This window comes from Streptacidiphilus rugosus AM-16 (genome assembly GCF_000744655.1).
Classification (GTDB): domain Bacteria; phylum Actinomycetota; class Actinomycetes; order Streptomycetales; family Streptomycetaceae; genus Streptacidiphilus; species Streptacidiphilus rugosus.
In genome coordinates, this window is record NZ_JQMJ01000004.1 from 6,002,470 (window position 1) to 6,028,283 (window position 25,814).

Below are 25,814 nucleotides of genomic sequence, written 5' to 3' on the forward strand. Positions count from 1 at the left end.
GGGGCGGCCCGACTCCGCCGAAGGGCAGAGCCGGGCCGCAAAGTGCATCTAACGCTTACGCGTCAGCGTCGGCGGCGGCCTCGGCCGCCTCCTCGCCCTCGACGACCGGGATCAGCGAGAGCTTGCCGCGCGGGTCGATCTCGGCGATCTCGACCTGGACCTTGGTGCCGACCGCGAGCACGTCCTCGACGTTCTCCACGCGCTTGCCGCCGGCAAGCTTGCGGATCTGCGAGATGTGCAGCAGGCCGTCCTTGCCCGGCATGAGGGAGACGAACGCACCGAACGTCGTGGTCTTCACCACGGTGCCCAGGTACCGCTCGCCGACCTCCGGCATGGTCGGGTTGGCGATCTGGTTGATCGTCGTCCGCGCCGCCTCGGCCGCGGGGCCGTCCGCCGCGCCGATGTAGATCGTGCCGTCGTCCTCGATCGTGATCTCGGCGCCGGTGTCCTCCTGGATCTGGTTGATCATCTTGCCCTTGGGGCCGATGACCTCACCGATCTTGTCCACCGGGATCTTGATCGTGATGATGCGCGGCGCGTTCGGGGACATCTCGTCCGGAACGTCGATCGCCTCGTTCATCACGTCGAGGATGTGCAGACGCGCGTCGTGCGCCTGCTTCAGCGCCGCGGCCAGCACGGACGCGGGGATGCCGTCCAGCTTGGTGTCCAGCTGCAGCGCGGTGACGAAGGTCTTCGTACCGGCGACCTTGAAGTCCATGTCGCCGAACGCGTCCTCGGCGCCCAGGATGTCGGTCAGCGCGACGTAGTGCGTCTCGCCGTCGACCTCCTGCGAGATGAGGCCCATGGCGACACCGGCGACGGCGGCCTTCAGCGGGACACCCGCGTTCAGCAGCGACATCGTCGAGGCGCAGACGGAACCCATGGAGGTGGAGCCGTTGGAGCCCAGCGCCTCGGAGACCTGGCGGATCGCGTAGGGGAACTCCTCGCGCGTCGGCAGCACCGGCAGCAGCGCGCGCTCGGCGAGCGCGCCGTGGCCGATCTCGCGGCGCTTGGGCGAGCCCACGCGGCCGGTCTCACCGACGGAGTACGGCGGGAAGTTGTAGTTGTGCATGTAGCGCTTGCGCGTCTCCGGCGCCAGCGTGTCCAGCTGCTGCTCCATCCGGAGCATGTTCAGCGTGGTGACACCCAGGATCTGGGTCTCGCCGCGCTCGAACAGGGCCGAACCGTGGACGCGCGGGACGACCTCGACCTCGGCGGCCAGGGTGCGGATGTCCGTGATGCCACGGCCGTCGATGCGGACCTTCTCCTTGACGATGCGCTGGCGGACCAGCTTCTTCGTCAGCGCGCGGTACGCGGCGGAGATCTCCTTCTCGCGACCCTCGAACTCCGGCAGCAGCTTCTCGGCGGCCAGGTCCTTCACGCGGTCCAGCTCGGCCTCGCGGGCCTGCTTGCCGGCGATGGTCAGCGCCTGGGCCAGCTCGTCGGAGACGGCGGCGGTCAGCGCGGCGAGCACGTCGTCCTGGTAGTCCAGGAAGACCGGGAACTCGGCGGTGGCCTTGGCGGCGTGCGAGGCCAGCTCGGCCTGCGCGCGGCACAGCTCCTTGATGAAGGGCTTCGAGGCCTCGAGGCCGGCGGCCACGACGTCCTCGGTCGGCGCGGTGGCGCCGCCCTTGACCAGCTCGATGGTCTTCTCGGTGGCCTCGGCCTCGACCATCATGATCGCGACGTCGCCGTCCGGCAGCGCGCGGCCGGCCACGACCATGTCGAAGACGGCCTCCTCGAGCTCCTTGTGCGTCGGGAAGGCGACCCACTGGCCGCGGATCAGCGCGACGCGGACGCCGCCGATCGGGCCGGAGAAGGGCAGGCCCGCCAGCTGTGTGGAGGCGGAGGCGGCGTTGATGGCGACCACGTCGTACAGGTGGTCGGGGTTGAGCGCCATGACCGTCACGACGACCTGGATCTCGTTGCGCAGGCCCTTGGCGAAGGACGGGCGCAGCGGGCGGTCGATCAGACGGCAGGTGAGGATCGCGTCCTCGGAGGGACGGCCCTCACGACGGAAGAAGCTGCCGGGGATGCGCCCGGCGGCGTACATGCGCTCCTCGACGTCGACGGTCAGCGGGAAGAAGTCGAAGTGCTCCTTCGGCTGCTTCGACGCGCTGGTCGCCGAGAGGACCATGGTGTCGTCGTCGAGGTAGGCGACCGCCGAACCGGCGGCCTGCTTGGCGAGACGCCCGGTCTCGAAGCGGATGGTGCGGGTGCCGAAGCTGCCGTTGTCGATGACGGCCACGGCCTCGTGCATGGTGTTGTCTTCCACCCGGAAGATCTCCTTCTTTTGTCCTCTAGGTGGAGCGCCCCCGCGCTGTCCTGCTGCCGACGGCCTCTGTCCTGGCCGGTCTTCGATCGAAGCTGCCGGGCGGAGCACGCGTCTCGCGTCTCGCTCCTCCGGCGGCCACTACCGAGGACCGGCGCCCGGCGGGCGCTGGCTCGGATGCGTGTGGACGCTCCGCGTCCGGTGTCGCCTCCGCCGTGTGCGGAGTCGGCACCCTTTGTCCTTCACACCTTACGCACGGTCTCTTTCCCACGCGTGCCCAAGGCTCAACCACGCCGCGTGGCGTGGCCTTCTACGTCAGTTGTTCGGCGGAGCCGGCGGTGTCGACCGTTCGGCAGAGCCAGCTGCGTCGACCGTTCGGCAGAGCCGAATGTGCCGAAGGGCGGCTCTCCGTGTGAGAGCCGCCCCCGAGCGGGTCGAACTAGCGAGCGGAGCCCGCGGCGCCGCGGCGGATGCCGAGGCGGTCCACCAGGGTGCGGAAGCGCTCGATGTCGGTCTTGGCCAGGTACTGCAGCAGGCGGCGACGCTGACCGACCAGGAGCAGCAGACCACGACGGGAGTGGTGGTCGTGCTTGTGGAACTTGAGGTGCTCGGTCAGGTCCGAGATACGGCGGCTGAGCATCGCGATCTGGACCTCGGGGGAGCCGGTGTCGCCCTCCTTGGTGCCGTACTCGGCGATGATCTGCTTCTTGATGTTCTGGTCGAGGGCCACGCCCACTCCTTCACGATCAGTGTGCCGAGCGCCCCTGGTCTGCCTCACAGGGTCTGATGTACTCGACGGCGGAGCGCGACACGCGCGTTCCAGCGGTCCAGCCTACCAGTCAGGAGGTGAAGCCCCTGACCGTGGAGTAGACGTCCAGGACCGCGAGGGCCAGCGGGATGAGCGAGGCGAGGGTCAGGCCGTCGACCAGGTCGAGGATCCGGCCCCAGAAGGGGGAGACGCCGCGCTGGGGCACCACCAGGCCGATCCCGACCAGGACCACGGCGACGACGGCGATGCCGGCCGCCATGCCGAGGGTGCGGATGTCGACCGCGGAGGCGTCGCGCATGTTGGTGTAGAGGAAGAGCGGCATGTGCAGCGCGATGCCGACGATCAGCAGCGCCAGGCTGCCGAGACCGGCCGCCAGCAGGCACAGCACCTGCGAGGTGTGCCGGAAGAGCCGGGCCCGCAGCATCGTCGAGACGCCGAGGGCCAGGGCCAGCAGCTCCGGCCAGGTGCTGTCGGTGAAGGCCAGCACCACGCTGCTGCCCAGGACGACGGCGGCGCAGCCGCCGACCATGCCGACGAGCAGTTCGTGGCCTCGACGGGCCTGGGCGGCGATGCGGCTCAGGTCGACCGCGGGGATGCTCTCCTCCCCCTCGCCGCGCAGGGAGGACCCGCGCTGCTGGGGGGCGTGGAAGCCGACGGGCAGACGCGCGAAGCGCGAGGAGAGCGACGGCAGGAAGCCGATCAGCGCGACCGCGACGACCGCGGCGCCGGCCGCGACCTCGCGCGCGGACGCCTGGGTGAGCACGCCGGCGAAGGTCGCCAGGGTGCCGACGCCGGCGACGAGGGCGGCGGCGACGAAGACAGCGTCGCCGGCGGGCATCAGCGCGGCGAGCAGCACGCCGGCGAGCAGCACCACGATGCAGCCGACCAGGAACTGGATCCGGCCGGGGCCGTGCCCTGCCGCGGGGGCGACGACGCCGGTCCCGCCGAGCATGGCGAGCGGAAGCGCGGCCAGCCCGAGCGCGACGGCCGCGCCCCGGTCCGTGTAGACGCGGGCGCGGACGCCCGCGAGGGCGACGAGCACGGCGGCAGCGAGGCCGGCGATCAGGCCGGGGAGGGAGTGCATGTCGTGCTGGAGGTCGGAGAACCACAGCGCGAAGGCCAGCAGCGCGAGGACGATCACCCCGCCGATGAGACCGGCGGTCCGCATGAGCGTGGGGCCCCACTGGCTGCGGTCCTCGCCGACCCCGGCCGCGATCGCGTCCGCGACGTCGTCGTAGACCGCGGGCGCGAGGGACTCGGCGAAAGGCCGCAGGCTGAGCAGGTCGCCGTCGCGGACCTGCTGGGCCTGCAGGGGCAGGCTGCTGTCCAGGACGCTGCCGTCGCGCCGCACCAGGTGGAATCCGGTGGGCGCACCCTCGGCCTGCGACTGCCCGCTGAGACGCAGCACCTCGGGATAGATGTCCGCGAGTGGGACGTCCTCGGGCAGCGCGACGTCGATACGACTGTCCGGCGCGACGACGGTGACCCGGCAGAACCCGGTCGTGGCACTGGCGCTCACGTGGTGGCCTCCCCCATGACGTGGCTGACAGCGGATCACCCTATACGCCCCACTGAGTCGCAGGATCCGGGGCGTGGGGAAGTTGCGGTGCCGAGGGGCGCGAGGAACTGCGCGAGAGGCCACCCACCCGGGTGGAGCCCCGAACGCGCAGAGCCATCCGCCCCGGGTGGTTGCTCGCGCACGCAGTCGATCAAGCAGAGCCTCGCGCCCCCTGACGGAGTGCAACTGACCCGCCGTCGCGAAGCGTGCCTAGGACGACTGGGCCGTCTGCAGGAAGGCCTGCGGCGGGCGGGAGGACGCCCGGGCGGCGGAGGAGCGCGAGGGGCGGCGGACGGGAGGGGAGAGCGGGCGGACCGACGCGCCGTCAGGGGCCAGCGCCGCAGGCATGAGCGCGGCGAGGCCGCCTGAGGTGATCAGGGGGCCGACCGCCTCGCGGAAGACCGACTCCACCGCGATCTCCGGGGTGACGCCCGCCTCGGCGAAGAGCCCGTCGCTCAGCTCGCGCCAGGCGGTGCCCGGCGCGCCGACGGCCAGCGGCACACCCGCCAACTCGGCCACCGGCATCGGCGTGCCGGCGCCGCCCGCGCCCGGCGGCAGCACCGCCACCACCTCCACCTCCCGCAGCGGCTCGACGACCAGCCCCTTGCTCTCCGAGACGGGCAGGTACGAGAGGCCGAGCTGGGCGTCGCCCTCCCGCAGGTCGCGGGTGAGGTAGGGCGGGCGGCCGGGTTCGATCAGGCGGACGGTGACCGCCGGGTGGCGCAGGCGGAAGCGGGCGGTGAGTTCGCCGGCGATGTCGGCCGCCGCCGGTTGGACGACGAGGTCGACACGGCCGGCGACCGAGGCCACGGCCTCCCGCGCGGAGACCAGGTCCAGCGCGACCCGGCGCGCGGGCGCGACCAGCGCCTCCCCCGTCGAGGTCAGCACCACGCCGCGGCCGGCGCGCTGGAACAGCTTCGCGCCCAGGTCGCGCTCCAGCGCGCGGATCGCCTGGGAGAGCGACGGCTGGGCCAGGTGCAGCGTGTCCGCCGCGCGGGTGAAACCGCCGTGTTGTGGTCCACACGCACTGCCATGTGGACCACTTCGCCGGCGTCCGCGGCGTCGTCCGGGACGAGGACGTCGCCTCGGGTGCGGTGCGCGTCATCGGCCCAGAGGGCTTTCTGCAGCACGCGGTGAGCGAGAGCGTCATCGCCGGAACGGCGATGACGCGCCGTGCGCTGTTCATGTACGGGATGCTGCTGCCCTAGGGGCGCGCGTGGACACCCGAGGTGCGCGACGCGCTGGCGTGGTCCGGCTACATCGACGAGGCGCTGCGCGACTACGCGGTCGACGGAGGCGGCGCGCAGGTACGTCGAGTGGATGGGCGGCGCGGACGCGGTGCTCGCCCGGGCGCGGAAGGAGTTCGCGGCGGGCGAGTACCGGTGGGTCGCGGAGGCGGTGAACCATGTGATCTTCGCCGATCCGGGGACCCAGGAGGCACGGCTGCTGCAGGCGGACACGCTGGAACAGCTGGGCTACCAGGCCGAGTCGGGCCCGTGGCGAGACTTCTACCTCACCGGCGCACAGGAGTTGCGCCACGGAACGCCGCAACTGCCGGGCCTGCGCAGCCCGCTCCCGCCCGACGTGCTGCGCGGCATGCCGGGCGCGATGCTGCTGGACTACCTGGCCGTCCGTCTCGACGGCCCGGCACACGCTGCGGCTCGAACTCCGTTTCTCTGACGAGCACAGTGTGGACGGGCACAGCGTGGACCGGCACAGCGTGGACGGGCACAGCTCGGACACCGGGAGCGCGCACCTGGTCGAGCTCTCCCACGGCACCCTGCACCACAGCACCCACCTCGCCGGGCCGACCGACGCGGTCGTCTCGCTGAGCCGCGCGGCCTTGGCGCGCCTCGCGGACGAGCCGTCAGCTCTGGACGCCCTGCTCGCCGATCGAACGGTCGTCGTGCACGAAGGACGACAGGAAGCGATCGCGGAGCTGCTCGATCTTCTGGTCACGTTCGATCTCTTCTTCCCGGTGATCGAGCCCTGACCGAACCCCGATAGGATCGCCGCCTGCGGCCTGCGTTGCCGCGAACAGCGGTGCCACGGGGGCGCAAGCGTCTGCAGGTCACCGGGGGACGATGGGTCTGCGGGCCCGAGGGACGAGGCTGGTGCCGAGTTGAGCGTGGTGACCGTCAAGCGACCGCCCAGGGCGTATCCGCCGGCGGTGCCCAACGAGGAAGTCCGGCTGGAGTCTCCCCCGGAGCTCCCGCGCGAGGACGGCGGCGCCTGGTGGCAGTCGATGCTGCCGATGGTGGCCACGGCGGGCTCGGCGGCCTTCTTCTTCATGCCCGGCATGGCGATGATGATGAAGGTGATGGGCGGCCTGATGGTCGCCTCGACCGTCGCCATGGCCGTCGCCCAGCTGAACCAGCAGCGCAGGGGCGGTGGCGGCAGCATCGACGACGAGCGCAGCGACTACCTCAAGTACCTGACCCAGCTGCGCAAGCAGGTGCGCCGCACCGCGCAGCTGCAGCGCGACTCCCAGCTGTACCTGCACCCGCAGCCCGACCAGCTCTGGTCCGTCGTCGCCGAGGGCCGCCGGCTCTGGGAGCGGCGTCCGAGCGACAACGACTTCGGTCAGGTGCGCGTCGGGCGCGGCCCGCAGCAGCTGCTCTCGCGGATCGTGCCGCCGCAGACCGCCCCGGTGGACGAGCTGGAGCCGCTCACGGCCGAGGCGATGCGCAACTTCCTCACGGCGCACTCCACCCTGCCGGACCTGCCGCTGGCGATCTCGCTGCGCGCCTTCTACCACCTGAGCGTCTCCGGTGACCCCGAGACCGTCTACGGCGTGGTCCGCGCGACGCTCGCCCAGCTGACCACCCTGCACTCCCCCGACGACCTGGTCGTCGGGATCGCGGCCGCGCCCGGCGCGCTGCCGGAGTGGGAGTGGGCCAAGTGGCTGCCGCACGTGCAGCACACGCGGGAGACGGACGGCGCGGGCTCGCTGCGGATGATCTGCACCTCGCTGGACGAGCTGGAGGAGCTGCTCGACGACGAGCTCTCCGGCCGGGCCAGGTTCCACCGCGACGCCGCGCCCGTGCCGGACCAGCCGCACCTGGTGATCGTGCTCGACGGGGCCTCCGTCGGCGCCGACTCGGTGCTGGCCGGCGCCGACGGTCTGCAGGGCGTCACCGTGATCGAGGTGGTCCCCGGCGAGCTCGACGAGCCGCGCGGCGCGCTCGCCGTCACGGTCACCCCGGAGAAGATGCGGCTGCGCTCCGCCTCCGGCGCCGTCTACACCGGCGCCCCTGACGTGCTGAGCGCCTGGCAGGCCGAGGCGCTGGCCCGCCAGCTCGCGCCGCTGCGGGTCTCGGCGGGCGGCGACGACGAGCCGCTGCTGGCCAACCTGGACTTCACCGACCTGATGGGCGTCGGCGACGCCGCCTCGGTCGACACCGCCCGCACCTGGCGGCCCCGCCCGGTCCACGAGCGGCTGCGCGTCCCGATCGGTCTGGGAGCCGGCGGCGAGCCGGTGATCCTGGACCTCAAGGAGGCCGCGCTGGAGGGCATGGGCCCGCACGGCCTCTGCGTCGGCGCGACCGGCTCCGGCAAGTCCGAGCTGCTGCGCACCCTGGTGCTCGGTCTGGCGATGACGCACTCCTCGGAGACGCTGAACTTCGTCCTCGCCGACTTCAAGGGCGGTGCGACCTTCGCCGGCATGGCGGACATGCCGCACACCTCGGCGATCATCACCAACCTCGCCGAGGAGCTGACCCTCGTCGACCGTATGCGCGACTCGATCACCGGTGAGCTCAACCGCCGCCAGGAGCTGCTGCGCGCCGCGGGCAACTACGCGAACATCCACGACTACGAGCGGGCCCGCGCCGCGGGCGCCCCGCTGGAGCCGCTGCCCTCGCTGCTGCTCATCATCGACGAGTTCAGCGAGCTGCTGACGGCCAAGCCCGACTTCATCGAGATGTTCATCCAGATCGGCCGTATCGGTCGATCGCTCGGCGTGCACCTGCTGCTCGCCTCGCAGCGGCTGGAGGAGGGCAAGCTGCGCGGTCTGGACACCTATCTCTCCTACCGCATCGGTCTGCGCACCTTCTCCGCCGCCGAGTCGCGCGCCGCGCTGGGCGTGCCGGACGCCTACCACCTGCCGCCGGTCCCCGGCGTCGGCTACCTCAAGTTCGGCACCGACGTGATGGCCCAGTTCAAGGCCGCCTACGTGTCCGGCCCCTACCGGTCCGGCGGGGCCCAGCAGTCCTCCGGCCGGGTGCGCCGGGCCCAGCCGGTGCTGTTCACCGGATCGCCGGTGGCGCTGCCCCTGCTGCCGCTGGACGAGCAGGTCGCCGCGCCGGTGGCGCGGCAGGACGACGCGCTGGTGGACACGGTGCTCGACGTGATCGTGGACCGGCTGGAGGGCCAGGGCCCGCCCGCACACCAGGTCTGGCTGCCGCCGCTGAACGAGGCGCCCGCACTGGACCAGCTCTACGGCCAGCTCTTCGGCCGTCTCGCGGTCACCCCCGAGCGGGGCCTGACCGCGCCGGACTACACCGGGCAGGGCCGCCTGGTCGTGCCGGTCGGCCTGGTCGACAAGCCCTTCGAGCAGCGCCGCGACCTGATGTACCTGGACTTCTCCGGCGCCGCGGGCCACGGCCTGGTCGTCGGCGGCCCGCTGTCGGGCAAGTCGACGCTGCTGCGCACCACGATGGCCTCCTTCGCGCTCAGCCACACCGCGGCCGAGGTGCAGTTCTACTGCCTGGACCTGGGCGGCGGCGGCATGATCGGCCTGCAGGGCCTGCCGCACGTCGGCGGGGTGGCCGGGCGTCTGGACGGCGACAAGGTGCGCCGCATGATCGCCGAGGTCGCCGGGGTGCTGAACCGGCGCGAGGAGCTGTTCCGGGCGCAGCAGATCGACTCGGTCAACACCTTCCGCTCCCGCCGCAAGCAGGGCCTGCTGCCGGACGAGCCCTACGGCGACGTGTTCCTGGTCATCGACGGCTGGCTCAGCTTCCGGCAGGAGTTCGAGGCGCTGGAGCCGGTCGTCGCCGACATCGTGCAGCGCGGCCTGGCCTACGGCATCCACGTGGTGATCACGGCCAACCGCTACGGCGAGGTGCGGCCGGCGCTCAAGGACCTGCTGCAGACCCGCGTGGAGCTGAAGCTCGGTGACGCGATGGAGTCGGAGATCGACCGCAAGGTCGCCCAGAACGTCCCCGCCAACGCGCCGGGGCGCGGTCTGACCTCCGACAAGCTGCACTTCCTCTCCGGCCTGCCGCGGCTGGACGGTTCCAGCGAGGTCGAGGACCTGGCCGACGGCGTCCTGGCCATGGTGCGCGCGATCTCCGAGAACTGGCAGGGGCCGCGCGCGCCGCAGGTGCGGATGCTGCCCGACCTGCTCCCTGCCGAGCAGCTGCCCAAGGCCTTCGAGACGCCGGAGCTCGGCATCGCGATCGGTGTCGACGAGACCTCGCTCGCACCGGTCTACCTCAACTTCGACACCGACCCGCACTTCATCGTCTTCGGTGACGGCGAGACCGGTAAGACGGCGCTGCTGCGCCTGCTGCTCAAGGGCATCACCGAGCGCTACACCCCGGAGCAGGCGCTGATCGTGATCGGCGACTACCGCCGCTCGCTGCTCGGCACGGTCACCTCTCCGCACCTGCTCGAGTACGCGGCGGCGCAGCCCGCGCTGCAGGCCTTCCTGGCCGACGTGCGGGGCTCGATGGAGCGCCGGATCCCGGGCAAGGACGTCACCCAGGCGCAGCTGCGGGACCGCAGCTGGTGGAGCGGTCCGGAGCTGTTCCTGGTCATCGACGACTACGACCTGGTGGCGACCTCCACGGGGAACCCGCTGTCGCAGCTGCTCGAGGTGCTGCCGTTCGCCAAGGACGTGGGCCTGCACATCATCATCGCCCGCCGCTCGGGCGGTGCGGGACGGGCCCTGTTCGAGCCGGTGATGCAGCGACTGAAGGAGCTGGGCGCCCAGGGCATCGTCCTGTCCGGGGACCGCGACGAGGGCGTGCTGCTGGGCAACATCCGTCCGCAGATCCTGCCGCCGGGACGAGGCGTGCTGGTCACCCGGCGCCGTGGCTCGTTCACGGTGCAGACGGGCTGGACCCCGGCTCAGTAACTGGACAGTAGGGCTGGCCGCGGGCCGGTGGCGCGATCGTTATCCGGACGCTTCGCACCGCCCACCGCTCGATCCGAAGCAGCCGCAGGGGGCCGCTGAGTGTTTCGTCACTCGGCGGCCCTTTGTCGTGCCGCGATCCGGCGGCAACGATCACATGATCATTGGTTGCTGTTAGCATCGATGAGAAGGCGCGTGGGCTCCTCTACTTTCGTTCGAAAGGCATAAGGAGCTATGCGTCATTTCAGACATACCGCTGAGGTGGCATCAGATCAGTTGTGCTAGGAGTTTCCGGCAACGGAATCCGAAGCAAAACGCGCCTTGACGCCTCGTTAACGGCAGGGTTCCATGACTGGGCCAGGGAGCGACTGACAGAAGCGCCAGCTACCCGCCAGGAGGCGATAGCGCTCCCCCGCGAGTCACCCGTTGCACGAGTCGAACGGAACGCCCATGACCGACATCCTGCGCCGCCCCACGGACGGCCCTGCGGATTCCGTGACCTTGATCAAGGCCGCCGAACCGCAGAAGCTCAAGCGTTCCATCGGCGTCGTCGGCGGCACCCTGCTGACGCTCTCCTGCCTGACGCCCGCCTCCTCGCTCTTCGTGATCGTGCCGGCGTCCTTCGCCTCGCTGGGCACCGGCACGGCGCTCACCCTGGTGATCGCGATCGTGCTCTGTGTCGGCGTCGCCTGGTGTTACTCCGAGCTCGGCACCCTGGTCCCCAGCGCCGGCGGCGAGTACGCGATGGCCGGTCACACCGTCGGCCGCTTCGCGGGCTGGCTCGCCTTCATCCAGGCGCTGATCGTCGTGATGATCGTGCCCCCGGTGATCGCCCTGGGCACCGCGCAGTACCTTTCGCCGATCGTGCACGTCGATCCGAAGCTGATGGGCGCGATCGTCATGATCGCCGCCACCGTCATGGGCCTGCTCGACCTGCGGGCCAACGCCTGGATCACCGGCATCTTCCTGGTGCTGGAGGTCGTCGCCGCGGGACTGGTCGCCGTCCTCGGCTTCGCGCACACCAACCGCTCCGCGTCCGTGCTGATCCACCCCGAGCTGCCCGGCACGCACGGCGGCGTCAGCCCGGTCTCCACCGGCACGATCATCGTCGGCCTCGCCGCCGCGCTCTTCATCACCCAGGGCTTCTCCACCGCCGTCTACCTGGCCGAGGAGATGGACAAGCCGCACCGCACCGTCCCGCGCACCGTGCTGTGGACGCTGGGCATCGGCTCCGCCGTCATCCTGATCCCGGTGATCGCGATCACCCTGGGCGCGCCCAGCCTGGACGCCCTGGCCGGTGGCGACATCAGCGGCATGGTGACCGCCTGGAGCAACTCCGCCGTCGGCACCTTCGTCAGCCTCTGCATCGCCCTGGCGATCATCAACGCGGCGATCGTCATGGTCATCCAGAACTCCCGCGTGCTCTACGCCTCGGCCCGTGACAAGGCCTGGCCGGCGCCGGTCAACCGGGCCTTCTCCGACCTGAGCAAGCGCTACGGCTCCCCCTGGATCGCCACCCTGGCCGTCGGCCTCCCCGGCGCGGCCCTGTGCTTCGCCAACCTGGACACCCTCAGCCTGGTCACCGGCGTGGCCGTCACCCTGCTCTACGCCTGCGTCGCCGTCGCCGCCCTGGGCGCCCGCCGCGGCAAGCACAGGGAGGCCAAGGCCTTCCGGATGCCGCTGTGGCCGGTCGTGCCGATCGTCATCCTGGCGGTGCTCGCCTACGTGATGCTGCAGCAGGACACCCTGTCCCTGTGGATCACCGGTGGCATCACCGCGGCGGCCGCCCTGTACTGGGTCGTCTACCTCCGCCCCCGCCCGGAGACCCGCTGGGTCATCACCGTGCCCGAGGACGAGAAGGTCTGACCCGCTCCAGCACGCACAGCCCCCACGAGCCCGCCCCGCACGTCGCGCGGGGCGGGCTCCTGCGTCGTCGCCGTCAGTGCACCGGACGGGTACGGCGGCGGCTGTCGCGGATGACGGTGGCCGCGCCGGTGATCACCACGAGCCCGAGGCCGCCCAGCGCCACCGCGTAGAGCGCGGTGCGCTGGTCGCGCTGCTGCTGGGTCTCGCCGACGGCGAGCGGGCGGGCGTGGACCGGGGAGGCCGAGGAGGGACCGGCGGGTGTGGCCACCGGGGCGTCCTCCGGTGGGGAGTCGTCCGTGACGGCGGCGACCGGGTCGACGACGCCCCAGCCGATGTACGGGTTCCAGCCCGCGTCGGTGCGCAGCGCGGTCTGCTCGATCCGGGCGACGATCTGCGCGGCCGTCCAGCTGGGGTACTTCTCGCGCAGCAGCGCGGCCACCCCGGCCGCGTAGGGCGCGGCGAAGCTGGTGCCGTTGTCGACGCACTGACCGCCCTTGGGGACGGTCGAGACGATGTCCACGCCCGGCGCGGCGACCCCCACCGACTTCCCGGTCTCCGAGAAGCCGTCGGCGCGCTCGTCGTTCCGGTCGGACGCGCCCACGCCCAGCACCCCGGGAAGCGCCGCCGGATAGGTGGGCAGGTCCAGGTTCTCGTTCCCGGCGGCGGCGACCACCACGACGTTCTTGGCCAGCGCCTTGCGGACGGACACCGCCAGCGGACTGCTCGCGGTGACCCCCTCGTAGGGCTTGCCGTCCTGGGTGGTCAGGTCCTGCGAGATGTTGATCACCTGGGCGCCGTGGCCGACCGCGTAGTCGACCGCCGCCGCGAGGGACTTCTCGTCCGCGTGGCCCTGGCCGTCGTTCTGGCGGATCGCGAGGATCGTCGCCCCGGGCGCCAGGCCCTGGAAACCGGTGCGGCGCTGCGGGTCGGGGCGGGCGGCGATGACGCCGGCCACCATGGTGCCGTGCCCGACCTGGTCGTCGGTGGAGCCCCCGTCCGGCGGATTCGACTTCGGCAGGAAGTCCTGCCCGGCCTTCACCGCGCCCGCGAGCTGGCTGTTGGCGTCGCTGACCCCGGAGTCGATGACCGCCACGGTGATGCCGCGGCCGTCGTACCTGGCGTGCAGCTGCGAGAGCAGGATCCGCTGCAGCGCCCACGGGGTGCCGGGGATCTGGTCGGCGGGGAAGTGACACTGCCCGTCGGAGGCCAGCGCGGCGGTGGCGCCGCCGACCGGCAGCACGGGCACGACCGGCACGACGGTGCACGCGAGGGCGCAGGCGGCGACCGCCAGTGCCCTGCGGTGGTGCCTGTTCACGAGTGCGGTTCCCCCAGGGTCGGTGCACGCCGCCGTGCTGCCGCGCCCGTGAGGGGCGCGGCAGCACGGCGGCGTGTGTGAACGCGTGCGTCGCGTCGGACGGTCCTGCCGGACGCGGGCTGTCAGCCCCAGAGCTGGGCGTTGCGGTTCTCGGTCGCCTGGTAGTTCTGGCCGGCGCTGTCGAGCGCACCGGCGATCTGGACCAGCACGGAGTGCAGGTCGGCGGCGGCGCTGTCCCACTCGCGCTGGCGGGCCTGGTAGCCCTCCTGCGCCTTGCCCTCCCAGGACTGCGCGATGCGCTGCACGCCGGCACGCAGGTCGTCGAGCTGCTGCTGGACCTTGGCGGCCGTCTGGCGGACGTCCGAGGCAGCCTGGGACACGCTGCCGAAACTGACAAGGATCTGACCGGAGTCGCTCATGGTGTCTCCCCTTCGGTGGTAAGCAAGTGGCGGATCGGGGCGGGCGAACGGCGCGGCGTCAGCCGAGCGCCGAGGTGATCTTGCTCAGCCCCGAGTGCTGCTCCTGCTCCGTCGCGGTGTACTGCTGCGAGGTGTTGTCGATCGCGTCCTTGATCTCGCTGAGCACCTTGTTCAGCTTGGCGGCGTCCTCGTTCCACTTCTGCTGCAGCTGCTGGTACGCCGTGGCCGCCTGGCCCTTCCAGCCCGAGGTGACCGAGCTGACGACGTTGTTCAGCGAGTTCAGCTCCTGCTGGATCTGGGAGTTGACCTCGGCGATGCGGGCCGAGAAGGCCCGCATCTCATCTGCGGTAGTCCTGAACTGACCCGACATGTGCACCGTCCCCCATGAGACAGACCTGTGGCGACCGGGGTGTCCGGCACGGACCGCCCCCGGTCGACATCACCGAACGATGATGTCCCGTAGCACTGTAGCCGCACCGTCAGACACCCCCAACATCAGGTTCGGAGCAGCTTTGTCCGGGTTCTGTGAAGACCGGACGAAGCGGCGCCCGCGCTGACCCGCGGTCAGGAGCCCTGCTGCTGTTCGGCCGCGTCCTTCGTCAGCGCGGGACCGGAGGGGACCAGGTCCGCCCAGCCGAGCGGCACCGGGTTCGGGCCGGTCCGGCCGTAGCCGAGCCTGGCCGCGGCGGTGTCGCTCTGACCGTTCGCGCCCGCCGCGCCCGCCGATCCTGCCGCCCCCGCCGCGTCCGCCGAACCGTTCGAACCGCCCGACGCCGGGGCCCCGTTGCCGTCGCTGTTCATCTGCACGGGGTAGCGCAGACCGGTGTCGGTCAGCAGGTAGACCTTGCCGCCGCCGCCCGCGCCGCCGTTGACCGCCTGCAGCAGCAGCCCGGTGCCGGGGGTCACGTAGACACCCGCGGTGCCCGAGTTCTGGTTCACCGGGAAGTCGGCGCCGAGCCAGACCCCGAGCTTCGGGCCGTTCTGGTTCATCACGCCGTCGTAGACGGCGCAGCTCGCCATCGCGCCGGCGCTCACGTCGAGGTTGGCCTGGCTGACCGCGGCCTGCGGCCAGTCCTTGCCCGACTCGAAGGGGGTGACCAGATTGGAGTTGAGCAGCTTGTACTGACTGACCGGGATCTCCGCCGTGCTCAGGTGCATGGCGCCGACCAGACCGAGGGCGAAGTCGGAGATCTTGTGCGGACCGTCCTGGAGCAGCACGTAGTGCAGCACGCCGCCGCTGGTGTCGGTCACCTTGAGCAGGTCGCCCACGCGCCGGTCGCCGGCGCCGACGTCGGGCCCGTGGTACGGCTTGCCGAACTCCTGGATGTCCGCGCGGGGCAGCGAGATCGGGTCGCCGGGGACCAGCGTCTTCAGCCACGCCGAGGTCACCTGCTGGGGGCGTCCGGCCGACGCACCGAACGCGGCGACGGCCAGCTTCCGCGCGTCCTTCGCGCTCGCGACCAGTTCGTGCGAGACCCCGGAGGCGTCGACCAGGTAGCCGACCCCGTCCGCGGTCTGCACGTACAGCGCCTGGCCGGACGTCAGCCGTCCGTGACTGTGGACCAGCGCGGCCTGCGCGCCGCCCAGCACGAACAGCTTCTGGGCCACGCCGTCCGTCGCGGTGGCGTCCGAACGCTCGCACGCCGCCCAGGTCTTGGCCACCCCGGCGTCGGCGGCCGTGGGCAGGCTGTCCGGGGCGTAGGGGATGCCGATGGTCGGACCGTGCTGGACCTGCGGGGAGTTGAGCACCGAGTCGTCGATGTACTGGACGCCTGAGTTACCGCTGAGCAGGAGCCTGGCCGAGGACATGTTGAGCACCGGGTGCAGGACCCCGTCGAGCATCACGTACCGGGTCGTCGTCTGCTTGTCCACGATGACCGCGTTCGCCGTCTGCCAGCCGTGCGGCGCGGAGGGCCGCAGCATCCCGTACGCGCCGAAGGCCGCGACCGCCACCGCTCCCAGCACCAGGCTCGGCACGACCGCCCGCAGCGCCCTCGGCGCGTCCTCCACGTTTCCGCCGCCGCTCGGCTGCAGAAACGCCGCCACGGTGCGCTTGCGCGCGAACGTGTAGGCGCTGAGCTCATTTCGGCGTGATGCCATCCCCTTGTTCTCCCCGTCGTCGGAATGGTCCCGGCACCCGTCGGCGCCCCGGCGCCGATGCGCCCTCACGACACCGCGCGCGTGCGGTACGTACGGTACGGGTACGGTGTTGCGATCAGCCAACCGGGCCGGGGTTTTGCTCCACGCCGGTTTTCCGGGAAGCTGCACACGCCACGCACTCGCCACCGTGCTCGCCCACGCGAGCCTGCCGAGCAGACGACCTAAGGGGAGCCTCGGGGGATGCCCAGTCAGACCGCCTCGCGCCACGCGCCGTCAGGGTCGGGCGCAGGCCGCCCGCGCACCTCGAACGCCGTGCCGGACGGGCCCACGGCGCAGTCCGCCCGCGGCGACGTCACGGTCCGCCTGCGGCCGCGGCCCGGACGGCTCGGGCCGGTGCGCCTGGTGACGCTGGTCCTGGTCGAGGCGGTCGCCGCGGCCGCGCTGATCGGGTGGGTGCACGGCCGGATCGCGCTGATCGCGGGCGGTCTGGTGGGCGTACTGCTGCTGCTCGCCGCCCTGCTGCGCTTCGGCGGCCTCTCGCTCGCCGACATGCTGCGCGCCCGTGCGGCCCTGCGCCGACGGATCCGTCGGGCGGCTCTCGCGCCCCACGGTCCCGACGTGGACCCGGTGCTGACGCCGGTGCTGGAGTGCGAGCCCGCGCTGCGCGTGGTGACGCACACCATAGACGCGGACGGCGGCGCGGGCCGCCGTGAGCGCCGCGAGATCGGCATGGTCGGCGACGGGACCTTCCTCAGCGCGCTGATCCAGGTCGAGGCCCCGGACCGGCCGCTGCGTCCGCAGGCGGGCGCGGTGCCGCTGCCGCTCGCCCTGCTCGCCCAGGGCCTGCGCGCGGACGACGTGGTGCTCGACGCCGTGCAACTGGTGCAGTACGCCCAGCCCGCACCGGCACCCCACCTGCCCGAGCAGGCGCTGGCCGCACGCGCGTACCGGGAACTGCCGAGCGGCCCCTCCACCCCGGGGCTGCGGCTCACCTGGGTCGCCGTCAGGCTCGACCCGGAGCTGTGCCGCAGCGCCGTGGCCGCGCGGGGCGGCGGCGAGGGCGGCGCCCGCAGGGCGCTGCAACGCGGGGTGGACCAGCTCGCCAGCCGCCTGGTCGAGGCCGGGCTGCGCGCGACCGTGCTGGACACCGCGCAGGTCACCGCGGCGATCGGCACCGCCGTCTGCCCCAACCCCGTCGCCGTCACGCACGGCCGGGGCTCCTCCGGTGCGGGCGCGACGGAGGGCTCGGCGCCCCGTCGTACCGTCGAGACCGCCAAGTCCTGGCGCTGCGACGACCGCTGGCACCGCAGCTACTGGATCGGACAGTGGCCCAGGCTCAACCCGGCCGCCACCACCGAGCTGGTGAGCGTGCTGACCGGCACCCCGGCGCTGGGCAGCTGCTTCGCACTGACCCTGCGCGAGTCGGGCGGCGGCGCGGTCGCGCTGAGCGGCCATGTCCGGATCACCGCCCGCGGCGAGAGCGAACTGACGACTGCCGCACGGCAGTTGGAGACCCGTGCGCGCAGCGCCGGGGCCGGGTTGGTCCGGCTGGAACTGGAACAGGTGCCCGGCGTCCTCGCGACGCTGCCGCTCGGGGGGACACGCTGATGGCCATGTCGACTTCTCGTCACACCTCGCCGCCCCTGGGGCAGGACGAGAACAATGGCGGCCCGGTGCGCCGCGGCCTGGCCGGCTTCGGCCTGCCGGGTCCGCGTCGCGAGCAGCACGTGCTGACGCTGGACCAGCTCGGCGCGGTGAGCCTTCCGGTCGGCGGCGACGGGGTGGTCGTCGGCACCGAGGGCAGCGGCGCACCGGCGGTGCTGGGTCTGTTCCGGCCGCGCGCCTACGACGTGGTGCTGGTCGGCGGCGTGTGGACGGCCCAGCTGATCGCGTTGCGCGCGGCGGCGACGGGCGCACGGGTGGCCGTCGAGACCGGTCGCGGACAGGCCTGGAGCCCCGTCGCCCAGGCGGCCGGCGGCGGCCAGCCCTGCATGACCGTGCACCCCATCGGGCGCCTCGGCCCGCAGGGCGCGTCCGTGGCGAGCCCGGTCCTGGTCGTCCGCGACGCCGGGCCGCGTCCGGCCCGCACCCGGCTGTCCGCCGCACCCTGGCAGGCGATGCTCACACTGCTCCCTTACCTGGCCGAGGGCGCGGAGCGGCTGCTCACTTCGGCGGACCTGGTGGGGGTGCAACGGGTCGCCCCGCAGGAGGCCTCGCTCATCGCCCGGGCCCTCGGTCTTCCGGCCGAGGAGGAGGCGGCGCTGCCCAACCTCGGTGACGGCGTGACCCTCTGGACCAACCGCCGCAGCCGCGCCTTCGTCCAGGGAGGACCGACGGCCTCCGAGGCCCAGGTGCTGGGCCAGGCACGGCGCGTGGACTGACGGTCCGGATCCGGAGGCCGGGTCAGGTCCCGCCGGGCGGACGAAGGACAGGAGGGGCTCCCGAGCTGTCCGGGCGGGCGATTACGCTGTGAGTCTCCGAGGTCAACGAGAGGGCGGGCACAGTGACGAGCGATCGCGACAACGTCTACGCGGGCGACCAGACGCCCGACGAGGACGAGGAGTGGTCGGACGCACCTGACTACACGCCTCCCGCCTGGTACATGCAGAACGCCCCCCAGGTCGGCGGACCCGCACCCGCAGCCGTCCCCCACCAGGGCGGTTTCCCACCGTCACCCGCCGCTCCTGCGGGTGAAACCGGCGCGCAGCCCGGCGCGTACGCGCCCCCGGCCGGGCCGCCGCCGCAGATCAGCGGCACCTCCTACGGCGCGCCCGGCACGCCCGGGGTGCCGCCGCAGCCGCCCGCGCCCGGCATCCCCTCGCAGGCCGTCCCGCAGCCCGCGCCGGTCCCGGCCCCCTTCGCGCCCCCGACCGCAACGAGCGGCGAGGAGCCCGCTGCCGCGCCCTTCCCTGCGCCCACCGCGCCCGCGTCCGACGAGGCGGTCGAGGCGGAGCACCACGATCCGACGGCGGGCGAGCCCCCCGTGGTCGCGCCGACTCCGGCCGCCCCGAACGAGCCGGGCTCTCTCGGCGGCCAGGCTCCCGTTCCCGCGCCCGACGTGGTCGACGAGGCCCCGCACCTGTCCGCATCCGACGAGTCGGGCCCCGGCGCGCCGGTCGACGAGCGGGTCCCGTCCCCGGCGACGCCGAGCTTCGGCGTCCCGCTGGACCCGCAGGGCATGCCCGGTCCGGCCGCGGCGGCGCTCGAGGCGGGCCCGGGTTCGTCGGGCGACGCGCAGCCACAGCGTCCCGTCCCGCAGGACGCCGTCCAGGACCTGCCGTCCTTCGGCCCGCCCGCAACGCCGACGCCGGAGGCCGACCACGGCACGGCCGAGGCCCGCGACCAGGCCGCGCCGTTCGGCGCGCACACCCCGTACCCCGCCGCACCCGGCCAACCGCCGTTCGGGGCGCCCGGAGCGATGCCGGAGCCCGCCGACCAGGTCCCGCCGTTCGGCACGCAGCCGCCGTACCCCGCCGCACCGGGCCTGCCGCCCTTCGGGCCGCCCGCGGGCACCGGCGGTTACGGTGTGCCCGGCGACGCCCAGCCCCCGTACCCCGCCGCACCGGGCCGGCCGCCGTTCGGCGCGCCCGGAGCGGCGCTGCCGGAGGCCGCCGACCAGGCCGCGCCCGGCGAGGCGTACCCGCCGTACCCCACCGCGCCCGCCCCGGCCGGCCAACCGCCCTACGGGCCGCCCGCAGGTGCCGCCGGTTACGGCATGCCCGGCGACGCCCAGTCCCCGCACCCCGCCCCGCCCGGCCAACCGCCGTTCGGGGCGCCGGAAGCCGGCTACTCGGCCGGCGCGCCGACCGAGAACCCCTACCGCCCCGCCACGCCGCCGGCCGCCCACCCCGAGCAGCCGGTCCACCCGGCCGCGCCGCCCGCCGCCGGTCAGGCACAGCCGAACCCGTGGGCCACGCCGCCGCAGGCCTGGGGTAGTGGCCAGGCGCAGCCGGTCGCGCAGGGAGCACCGCTGGGCTACACGGCCGCCGTGGAGCTCTCCTCCGACCGTCTGCTGCGCAACCAGCCGCCCGAGCGGCGTCAGGGCGCGAACCGGTTCCGCCTGGGCGGCAAGGCGGCCGAGGTCGACCGCCAGCAGAAGCTCGCCGTCATCCGCACCCCGGTGATGACCAGCTACAAGATCGCGGTCATCAGCCTGAAGGGCGGCGTCGGCAAGACGACCACCACGACCGCGCTGGGTTCCACGCTCGCCAGCGAGCGCCAGGACAAGGTCATCGCCATCGACGCGAACCCGGACGCCGGCACCCTCGGCCGCCGCGTGCGCCGCGAGACCGGCGCGACGATCCGCGACCTGGTCACCGCGATCCCGCATCTGCGCAGCTACATGGACGTGCGCCGGTACACCTCGCAGGCGAGCAGCGGCCTGGAGATACTCGCGAACGACGTCGACCCCGCCGTCTCGACGACGTTCAACGACGAGGACTACCGCCGGGTCATCGGGTTCCTCGGGCAGCAGTACCCGATCATCCTGACCGACTCGGGCACCGGCCTGCTCTACAGCGCGATGCGCGGCGTGCTGGACCTCGCCGACCAGCTGATCGTCGTCTCGACGCCGAGCGTCGACGGCGCCAGCAGCGCCAGCACCACGCTGGACTGGCTCACCGCCCACGGCTACGCGGACCTGGTCCAGCGCAGCATCACCGTGGTGTCCGGCGTCCGCGAGACCTCGAAGATGATCAAGATCGACGACATCGTCGCGCACTTCCAGACGCGCTGCCGGGGCGTCGTGGTCGTCCCCTTCGACGAGCACCTGGCCGCCGGGGCCGAGGTGGACCTCAACCGGATGAAGCCGAAGACCCGCGAGGCGTACTTCAACCTCGCCGCGCTGGTCGCGTCGGACTTCGCCCGCATCCAGCCGCAGCCGATCGGCTGGCAGCAGCCTCCGGTGCCGCCGCAGCAACCGCAGCACGACCCGTACGGGCAGCAGCAGCCGGCGTCGCCGCCCCCGGCCGGCGGGTACCCGCCGCAGCAGCCCTACGACCCGCGCCAGCAGTGGGGCTCCTACGGCTACCCGCCGCCCCAGCAGTAGGCACGACCCGCGCCCGCACGAAGGAGGGGCGGCCCGCCACCGGCGGGCCGCCCCTCCTTCTTCGTCCGTGTGCGGACCCGGGCCGGACTCAGACGCCGTCGGTCAGCTCGCGGGCCCGCTTCACGTCGTCGGCCATCCGGTCGAGCAGGGCGTCGATCGTGTCGAACTTCTCCATGCCGCGCAGGTAGGCGAAGAACTCGACGGCGGCGTGCATCCCGTACAGGTCCAGGCCCACCCGGTCGATCGCGTAGGCCTCGACGGTGCGCTCGGTGCCGTCGAAGGTCGGGTTGGTGCCGACCGAGATGGCTGCGGGCATCCGCTCCTGATTCACCGTCAGCCAGCCCGCGTAGACGCCGTCGGCGGGGATCGCGGTGTGCGGGAGGGTGGCCACGTTGGCGGTCGGGAAGCCGAGCTCCCTGCCGCGCTGGGCGCCGCGCACCACGGTGCCCTCGACCTGGTGCGGGCGGCCCAGCACCTCGGCGGCGCCGGTCACGTCGCCCTCGGCGACCAGACGTCTGGCCAGCGTCGAGGAGTACGGCGCGCCGCCTCCCGCGGTACCGCTGATCTGCAGGTCCAGCACGTCGACGGTGAAGTCGAAGCGCTCGCCGAGCTCGGCCAGCAGCTCGACGTTCCCGGCCGCGCGGTGACCGAAACGGAAGTTCGGGCCCTCCACGACGACCTGCGCGTGCAGTCCGTCGACCAGCACCTGACGGACGAAGTCCTCGGCGGAGACCTGCGAGAAGGCGGCGGTGAAGGGCAGCACCAGGACGGCGTCGACGCCGAGTTCGCCCATCAGGTCCGCGCGGCGGTGGTGCGGCGCGAGCAGCGGCGGGTGGCTGCCGGGCCGGACGACCTCGCTCGGGTGCGGGTCGAAGGTGACCACGACGGAGCGCGCACCGAGCTCGCGGGCGCGCGACACGGCATGGCCGATGATCAGTTGGTGGCCCTGGTGCACCCCGTCGAAGGACCCGATGGTGACGACGGATCGCCCCCAGTCCTCCGGAACTTCCTCCAGGCCACGCCAGCGCTGCACTCTGACCGCTCCTCGTCCGTCCTGCTGTCGACGCAGGCCCCAGTGGTTCCAACCCCCTATACCTTGCCATGGGCTTGGTCCTCGATCCGCATCGGACTCGTCACACGGGACGCCAGCAGCCCGCTCAGCTCCCGTCCGAGCGGCGTTCCGTCCGGTGCGAGCGCATCGGAGAAGGCCCGGCGGACCGCCTCGGGATGCTCGGCGGCGAGGTCGCGGACGAAGGAGAGCAGTACCTCGCGTTCGGCCGAGCCGTGCTCCGTCCTGGCCCGCAGCCACTGCGCGACCTGCAGCGCCGCCTCGGGGCGTCGGCGCAGGTGCTCGCGGACCAGGCGCGCGGCGGCGACCCTGGCGTGCGGCGCGGGTGTCGCGCCGAGCGCGACCAGCACCGCGGCGGCCTCCTCGCCGGGCTCGCGCAGCCGCGCGTCGTAGCCCGCGAGAACGTGCACGGGATCGCTGTCGAGCGCCGGGGCGAGCGCGGCCGCGCCGAGCAGCGGGTCGCCGGCGACGTAGCGGGCGACGGCGGCGCGCAGATGGCGGGGGCGCGTGACCGGGTCGTGCAGCAGGGCCGCGAGCGCGGAGCCGTGCAGGGCCTCCTCGTCGGCGCGGGCGAGCAACGCCTCGGCGGCGAGCCTGACCAGCGTCCGGTCGGCCTCGCGCGCGGAGGCGGCCTGGGCCGCCCGCGCGACGTGCGGCAGCACCGAAGCGGCCGCGACGTGGCGCTCGGGCCGCGGATCGTGCGCCCAGCGGTCCACCGCCCGGCAGAGCGCGGACGGCTCCGTGTCGGCCAGTGCGCGCAGCAGGGCGTCCGCTCGGGGGTGCGCGGCCGACACCAGCGCCTCGGCGAGCTCGTCCAGGGCGACGCGTCGATGGGTCAGCAGGATCTCGGTCGCGCGGCCGGCGACCCGCTCGTCGTCCAGCCAACGGCAGAGGGCGGGCAGGGCTCGGGCCGGCTGCTGCGCGATCAGCTCGCCGACGAGCGCGAGCGGCTCGGGGGCCGCAGCCCGGGCGAGCAGCCGCAGCAGGTCCAGCCTGGCCTCGACGCTCAGCGGCACCCGACGCCAGAAGTCCCACGGCAGCAGGGGCACCGCGGCGGCGCCGCGGTAGGCGACGCGTTCCGCGAGCGCCCGCAGCAGTGGGGCGTGGGGCTCCGCGTCGGGCAGTCGCTCCAGGGTCCCGACCAGCAGCCGCTCGGCCCACCAGTGGGCGTCGCTCCCCGGCGCGGCGGCGTCGGGACCGTCCAGCCGCAGGACGAGGCGGCCGAGCGCCGACTCGAACCCGCTCGGATCCGCCCCGGCGGCGAGCCCGAGCAGGGCTTCACGCACCACGCCGATCCGCCACCTGGGCACGCATCCGCGCCCGGCCGGGTCGGCGGCCTCCGCCCCGTCGGGCAACGGCACCGGAGGCACCCAGGCGAGCGGTCCGCCACGCCGGTGCGCTCCCACCGCCCGTGCGCCGGGACGCCGGGACCCGTCATCGCCGGACGGCGCCAGCACGAGGGCGAGCGCGGGCGTGAGGTCGAGATGGGTGCCCTGCAGCCAGTCGGCCAACGCGGCCGAGGCGAAGCGGTAGCCGGAGCCCGCGGAGACCAGCAGCCCCTCCCCCAGCACGGCCTGGGCCCACCCCTCCTCCCACGGGAACAGCTCTTCGAACTCCCCCGCCGCCAACCCCCCGCCCGGCGCCCCCAACATCCTCCGCGCCGCCTCATGGCACCTCCCGGCCACCCGCGCCGCGAGCCGCCGCACGGCGCCGGGGGCGGGCACGGCGCCGGGGGCGGGCACGGCGCCGGGGCGCGGACCGGAGCCGCGCCGCGGCTGTGCGCGGAGCCGTCCCCGGCGCGGAAGGCCGAACCGCGACCCCCTTCCGGTCCCCGCCCGACGCCCTGCCGACGGGCGGCGTCACCGCCGAACGCGGGCTCGGAACCGCTGCCACCTCCGGAACCCCGCCCAGGGCGGATACCGGAACCGTGGCCCCACCCGGGAGCGGCCGTGTGGGTGGGCGCAGAACCGTGGCGCGGGTCAGGGACGCTCGCGCTCGCGCCGGAGGCGAGGAGGCGCTGGGCAACGGCCAGGCAGGAGAGGTCGAGGCGGGCGGCGAGGAGGTCGGGACGGGTGAGGGGGCGGGTGGGTGGCGGCGCGAGCGCGGGCTGGGCGGCCCAGAGGTCGGCGAGGATGCGGAGAGCCACGGGGTCGCCCTGGGCATGGAGACCGGCGAGCGCCGGTGACGTGGCGAGTCCCGCGGCGTCCGGCGCGCACAGCGCCGCCGTGGGCCGGTCCAGGGGTCCGAGGGTGAGGCGTCCGTGGACGTCGTCCGGCGCGAACCCGGCGCCCGTCCGCTCCCAGAACTCCGGCAGGCAGCCCAGGACCAGGCGGCCGTCCACCCTCCGCAGTCGGCGCACCGTCTCGGCGCACCAGCCGGGCCAACGGACGAGCAGCTCCGGCGGGGCCTCCTCGGGGGAGTCCAGCACGATCAGCAGCGGTCGGTGCGCGGCGGCCGCGACCCGCGCCGCCTGCCCGCCGAGCGGTCCGAGGCCGGCGTTGCCCAGCAAGGTGTGGGCCCGGTCCAGGGCCCGGTCGACCGCGTCGAACGCGCTCGTGTCGCCCGCGTGGAGGTCCGCGCCGCGCAGCCAGAGGGTCGGCAGCCGGTACGCGGCCCGGGTCCGGCGCAGTGCCAGCGCCGCGAGCTCGGTGGTGCGACCGCTTCCGGCGTCGCCGACCAGCGCGAACACCGGACGGACCGGGTCCCACCCCTCCGCGGCCTCCGGCAGGCCGTCCGGACGGGGTACCCGCCGGGCCGCCGCCTCCGTCGCGGCGGGGCCGATCCCGGCGGCGGCCAGCTCCAGCACTCCGGCGAGGTTGAGCGCCCGGCCGTGCGCGGGGACGGTCTCCGCGTTCCGCGCCAGCAGGTCCGCGACGACGGCCTCCCCCGCCACCGTGCCGAGCGGCACCGCCAGCACCGCGCCCCGCCGCCTGCTCCGCAGCGCCACGGTGACGACCCCGACGGCGGCCCCGGTCTCCGCGTCCACGACAGGCCCGCCGGCGGCATGGACGGGCAGTCCGTAGGGGGCCTGCTCGACGCCCAACTGCCAGACGTCGGGCACCAGCCAGAAGCGTTCGGAGGCCTCGTAGCCGGCCGTCACCAGCCCGCTGATGCCGCCCTGGAGCACGGAGCCGGGCCCGGGCAGCGCCACGAGCCCCGCCCCCGGCGCGGCGGCCAGCGCCCACGGCCCGCCCGGCGGCGGCACGTCGGCCCGGATCAGCGCCAGCCCGAACTCCGGCAGGGGGACGATCCGCTCGGCCGTCACGCGGGCCGACCGGCCGTCGGCGTAGGTGAGCAGGACGCCGCTGAGGCCGTCGACC

The 25,814-nt window shown here is 73.6% G+C and carries 19 protein-coding genes and 1 pseudogene; 9 read left to right on the forward strand and 11 right to left on the reverse strand.

Annotated elements, in window-relative coordinates; translation table 11 throughout:
- Positions 1-55: 55 nt before the first annotated feature.
- The 5 genes and pseudogenes from BS83_RS36210 to BS83_RS49045 form a co-directional block, all read right to left on the reverse strand.
- Positions 56-2,260 (reverse strand): polyribonucleotide nucleotidyltransferase, encoded by a 2,205-nt coding sequence (locus BS83_RS36210; RefSeq protein WP_037610720.1) that lies wholly within the window; start codon positions 2,258-2,260, stop codon positions 56-58.
- Positions 2,261-2,711: 451 nt separating this feature from the next.
- Complete coding sequence (gene rpsO, locus BS83_RS36215) at positions 2,712-3,002, reverse strand: 30S ribosomal protein S15 (protein ID WP_037607522.1); 291 nt, start codon at positions 3,000-3,002, stop codon at positions 2,712-2,714.
- A gap of 109 nt (positions 3,003-3,111) precedes the next feature.
- Positions 3,112-4,560 carry a type VII secretion integral membrane protein EccD gene (gene eccD / locus BS83_RS36220; RefSeq protein WP_037607523.1) on the reverse strand — a complete coding sequence of 483 codons (1,449 nt, stop codon included), beginning with the start codon at positions 4,558-4,560 and terminating at the stop codon, positions 3,112-3,114.
- Positions 4,561-4,809: 249 nt separating this feature from the next.
- Positions 4,810-5,490, reverse strand: coding sequence for a LysR family transcriptional regulator substrate-binding protein (locus BS83_RS36225; protein ID WP_051944711.1), 681 nt, complete (start codon positions 5,488-5,490; stop codon positions 4,810-4,812).
- Positions 5,479-5,601: pseudogene (locus tag BS83_RS49045) on the reverse strand (helix-turn-helix domain-containing protein); the annotation flags it as partial. The gene BS83_RS36225 and the pseudogene BS83_RS49045, both read right to left, overlap by 12 nt.
- An 11-nt stretch (positions 5,602-5,612) precedes the next feature.
- On the opposite strand from BS83_RS49045, the gene BS83_RS48080 reads away from it, so the two are divergent.
- From BS83_RS48080 to BS83_RS36245, 5 genes are all read left to right on the forward strand, one after another.
- Positions 5,613-5,807, forward strand: a complete 195-nt coding sequence (locus BS83_RS48080) for an MBL fold metallo-hydrolase (RefSeq protein WP_408641062.1) — start codon at positions 5,613-5,615, stop codon at positions 5,805-5,807.
- 112 nt (positions 5,808-5,919) lie between these two features.
- A complete protein-coding gene (locus BS83_RS48085) occupies positions 5,920-6,279 on the forward strand; it encodes an alkyl sulfatase dimerization domain-containing protein (RefSeq protein WP_037607524.1) in 360 nt (119 codons plus the stop codon).
- A 10-nt stretch (positions 6,280-6,289) separates the two neighbouring features.
- Entirely contained in the window at positions 6,290-6,592 is a 303-nt protein-coding gene (locus BS83_RS36235) for an alkyl sulfatase C-terminal domain-containing protein (RefSeq protein ID WP_037607525.1), read from the forward strand.
- A 129-nt stretch (positions 6,593-6,721) separates the two neighbouring features.
- Positions 6,722-10,681 (forward strand): type VII secretion protein EccC, encoded by a 3,960-nt coding sequence (locus tag BS83_RS36240; protein ID WP_037607526.1) that lies wholly within the window; start codon positions 6,722-6,724, stop codon positions 10,679-10,681.
- Positions 10,682-11,128: 447 nt separating this feature from the next.
- On the forward strand, positions 11,129-12,544 hold the full coding sequence (locus tag BS83_RS36245; RefSeq protein ID WP_037607527.1) for an APC family permease: 1,416 nt from the start codon (positions 11,129-11,131) through the stop codon (positions 12,542-12,544).
- A gap of 73 nt (positions 12,545-12,617) precedes the next feature.
- Here the strand turns inward: BS83_RS36245 and mycP are convergent, their stop codons facing one another.
- The 4 genes from mycP to eccB all read right to left on the reverse strand — a co-directional run bounded on the left by mycP (position 12,618) and on the right by eccB (position 16,378).
- Positions 12,618-13,859, reverse strand: a complete 1,242-nt coding sequence (gene mycP, locus BS83_RS36250; protein ID WP_037607528.1) for a type VII secretion-associated serine protease mycosin — start codon at positions 13,857-13,859, stop codon at positions 12,618-12,620.
- A gap of 122 nt (positions 13,860-13,981) precedes the next feature.
- The gene (locus BS83_RS36255; protein WP_037607529.1) at positions 13,982-14,278 is read right to left on the reverse strand and encodes a WXG100 family type VII secretion target; all 297 of its coding nucleotides are present in this window, start codon (positions 14,276-14,278) and stop codon (positions 13,982-13,984) included.
- A 58-nt stretch (positions 14,279-14,336) separates the two neighbouring features.
- Positions 14,337-14,648 (reverse strand): WXG100 family type VII secretion target, encoded by a 312-nt coding sequence (locus BS83_RS36260; protein WP_037607530.1) that lies wholly within the window; start codon positions 14,646-14,648, stop codon positions 14,337-14,339.
- A gap of 194 nt (positions 14,649-14,842) precedes the next feature.
- Positions 14,843-16,378, reverse strand: a complete 1,536-nt coding sequence (eccB, locus tag BS83_RS36265) for a type VII secretion protein EccB (RefSeq protein ID WP_037607531.1) — start codon at positions 16,376-16,378, stop codon at positions 14,843-14,845.
- Between the two features lie 240 nt (positions 16,379-16,618).
- Here eccB and eccE point away from each other — a divergent pair, with 240 nt between their 5' ends.
- The 3 genes from eccE to BS83_RS36280 all read left to right on the forward strand — a co-directional run bounded on the left by eccE (position 16,619) and on the right by BS83_RS36280 (position 21,425).
- The gene (eccE, locus tag BS83_RS36270) at positions 16,619-17,986 is read left to right on the forward strand and encodes a type VII secretion protein EccE (protein WP_037607532.1); all 1,368 of its coding nucleotides are present in this window, start codon (positions 16,619-16,621) and stop codon (positions 17,984-17,986) included.
- On the forward strand, positions 17,986-18,759 hold the full coding sequence (locus tag BS83_RS36275) for a hypothetical protein (RefSeq protein WP_408641063.1): 774 nt from the start codon (positions 17,986-17,988) through the stop codon (positions 18,757-18,759). Before eccE ends, BS83_RS36275 begins: the two co-directional genes overlap by 1 nt.
- 122 nt (positions 18,760-18,881) lie before the next feature.
- The gene (locus BS83_RS36280) at positions 18,882-21,425 is read left to right on the forward strand and encodes a nucleotide-binding protein (protein WP_051944717.1); all 2,544 of its coding nucleotides are present in this window, start codon (positions 18,882-18,884) and stop codon (positions 21,423-21,425) included.
- A gap of 88 nt (positions 21,426-21,513) precedes the next feature.
- On the opposite strand, the gene BS83_RS36285 is transcribed toward BS83_RS36280, so the two are convergent.
- Together BS83_RS36285 and BS83_RS36290 are read right to left on the reverse strand one after the other, a co-directional pair.
- Positions 21,514-22,458, reverse strand: coding sequence for a bifunctional riboflavin kinase/FAD synthetase (locus tag BS83_RS36285; protein WP_037607534.1), 945 nt, complete (start codon positions 22,456-22,458; stop codon positions 21,514-21,516).
- A gap of 56 nt (positions 22,459-22,514) precedes the next feature.
- Positions 22,515-24,146, reverse strand: a complete 1,632-nt coding sequence (locus BS83_RS36290; protein ID WP_157597468.1) for a hypothetical protein — start codon at positions 24,144-24,146, stop codon at positions 22,515-22,517.
- Positions 24,147-24,445: 299 nt separating this feature from the next.
- On the opposite strand from BS83_RS36290, the gene BS83_RS42570 reads away from it, so the two are divergent.
- On the forward strand, positions 24,446-24,679 hold the full coding sequence (locus BS83_RS42570; protein WP_051944724.1) for a hypothetical protein: 234 nt from the start codon (positions 24,446-24,448) through the stop codon (positions 24,677-24,679).
- Positions 24,680-25,814 lie beyond the last annotated feature (1,135 nt).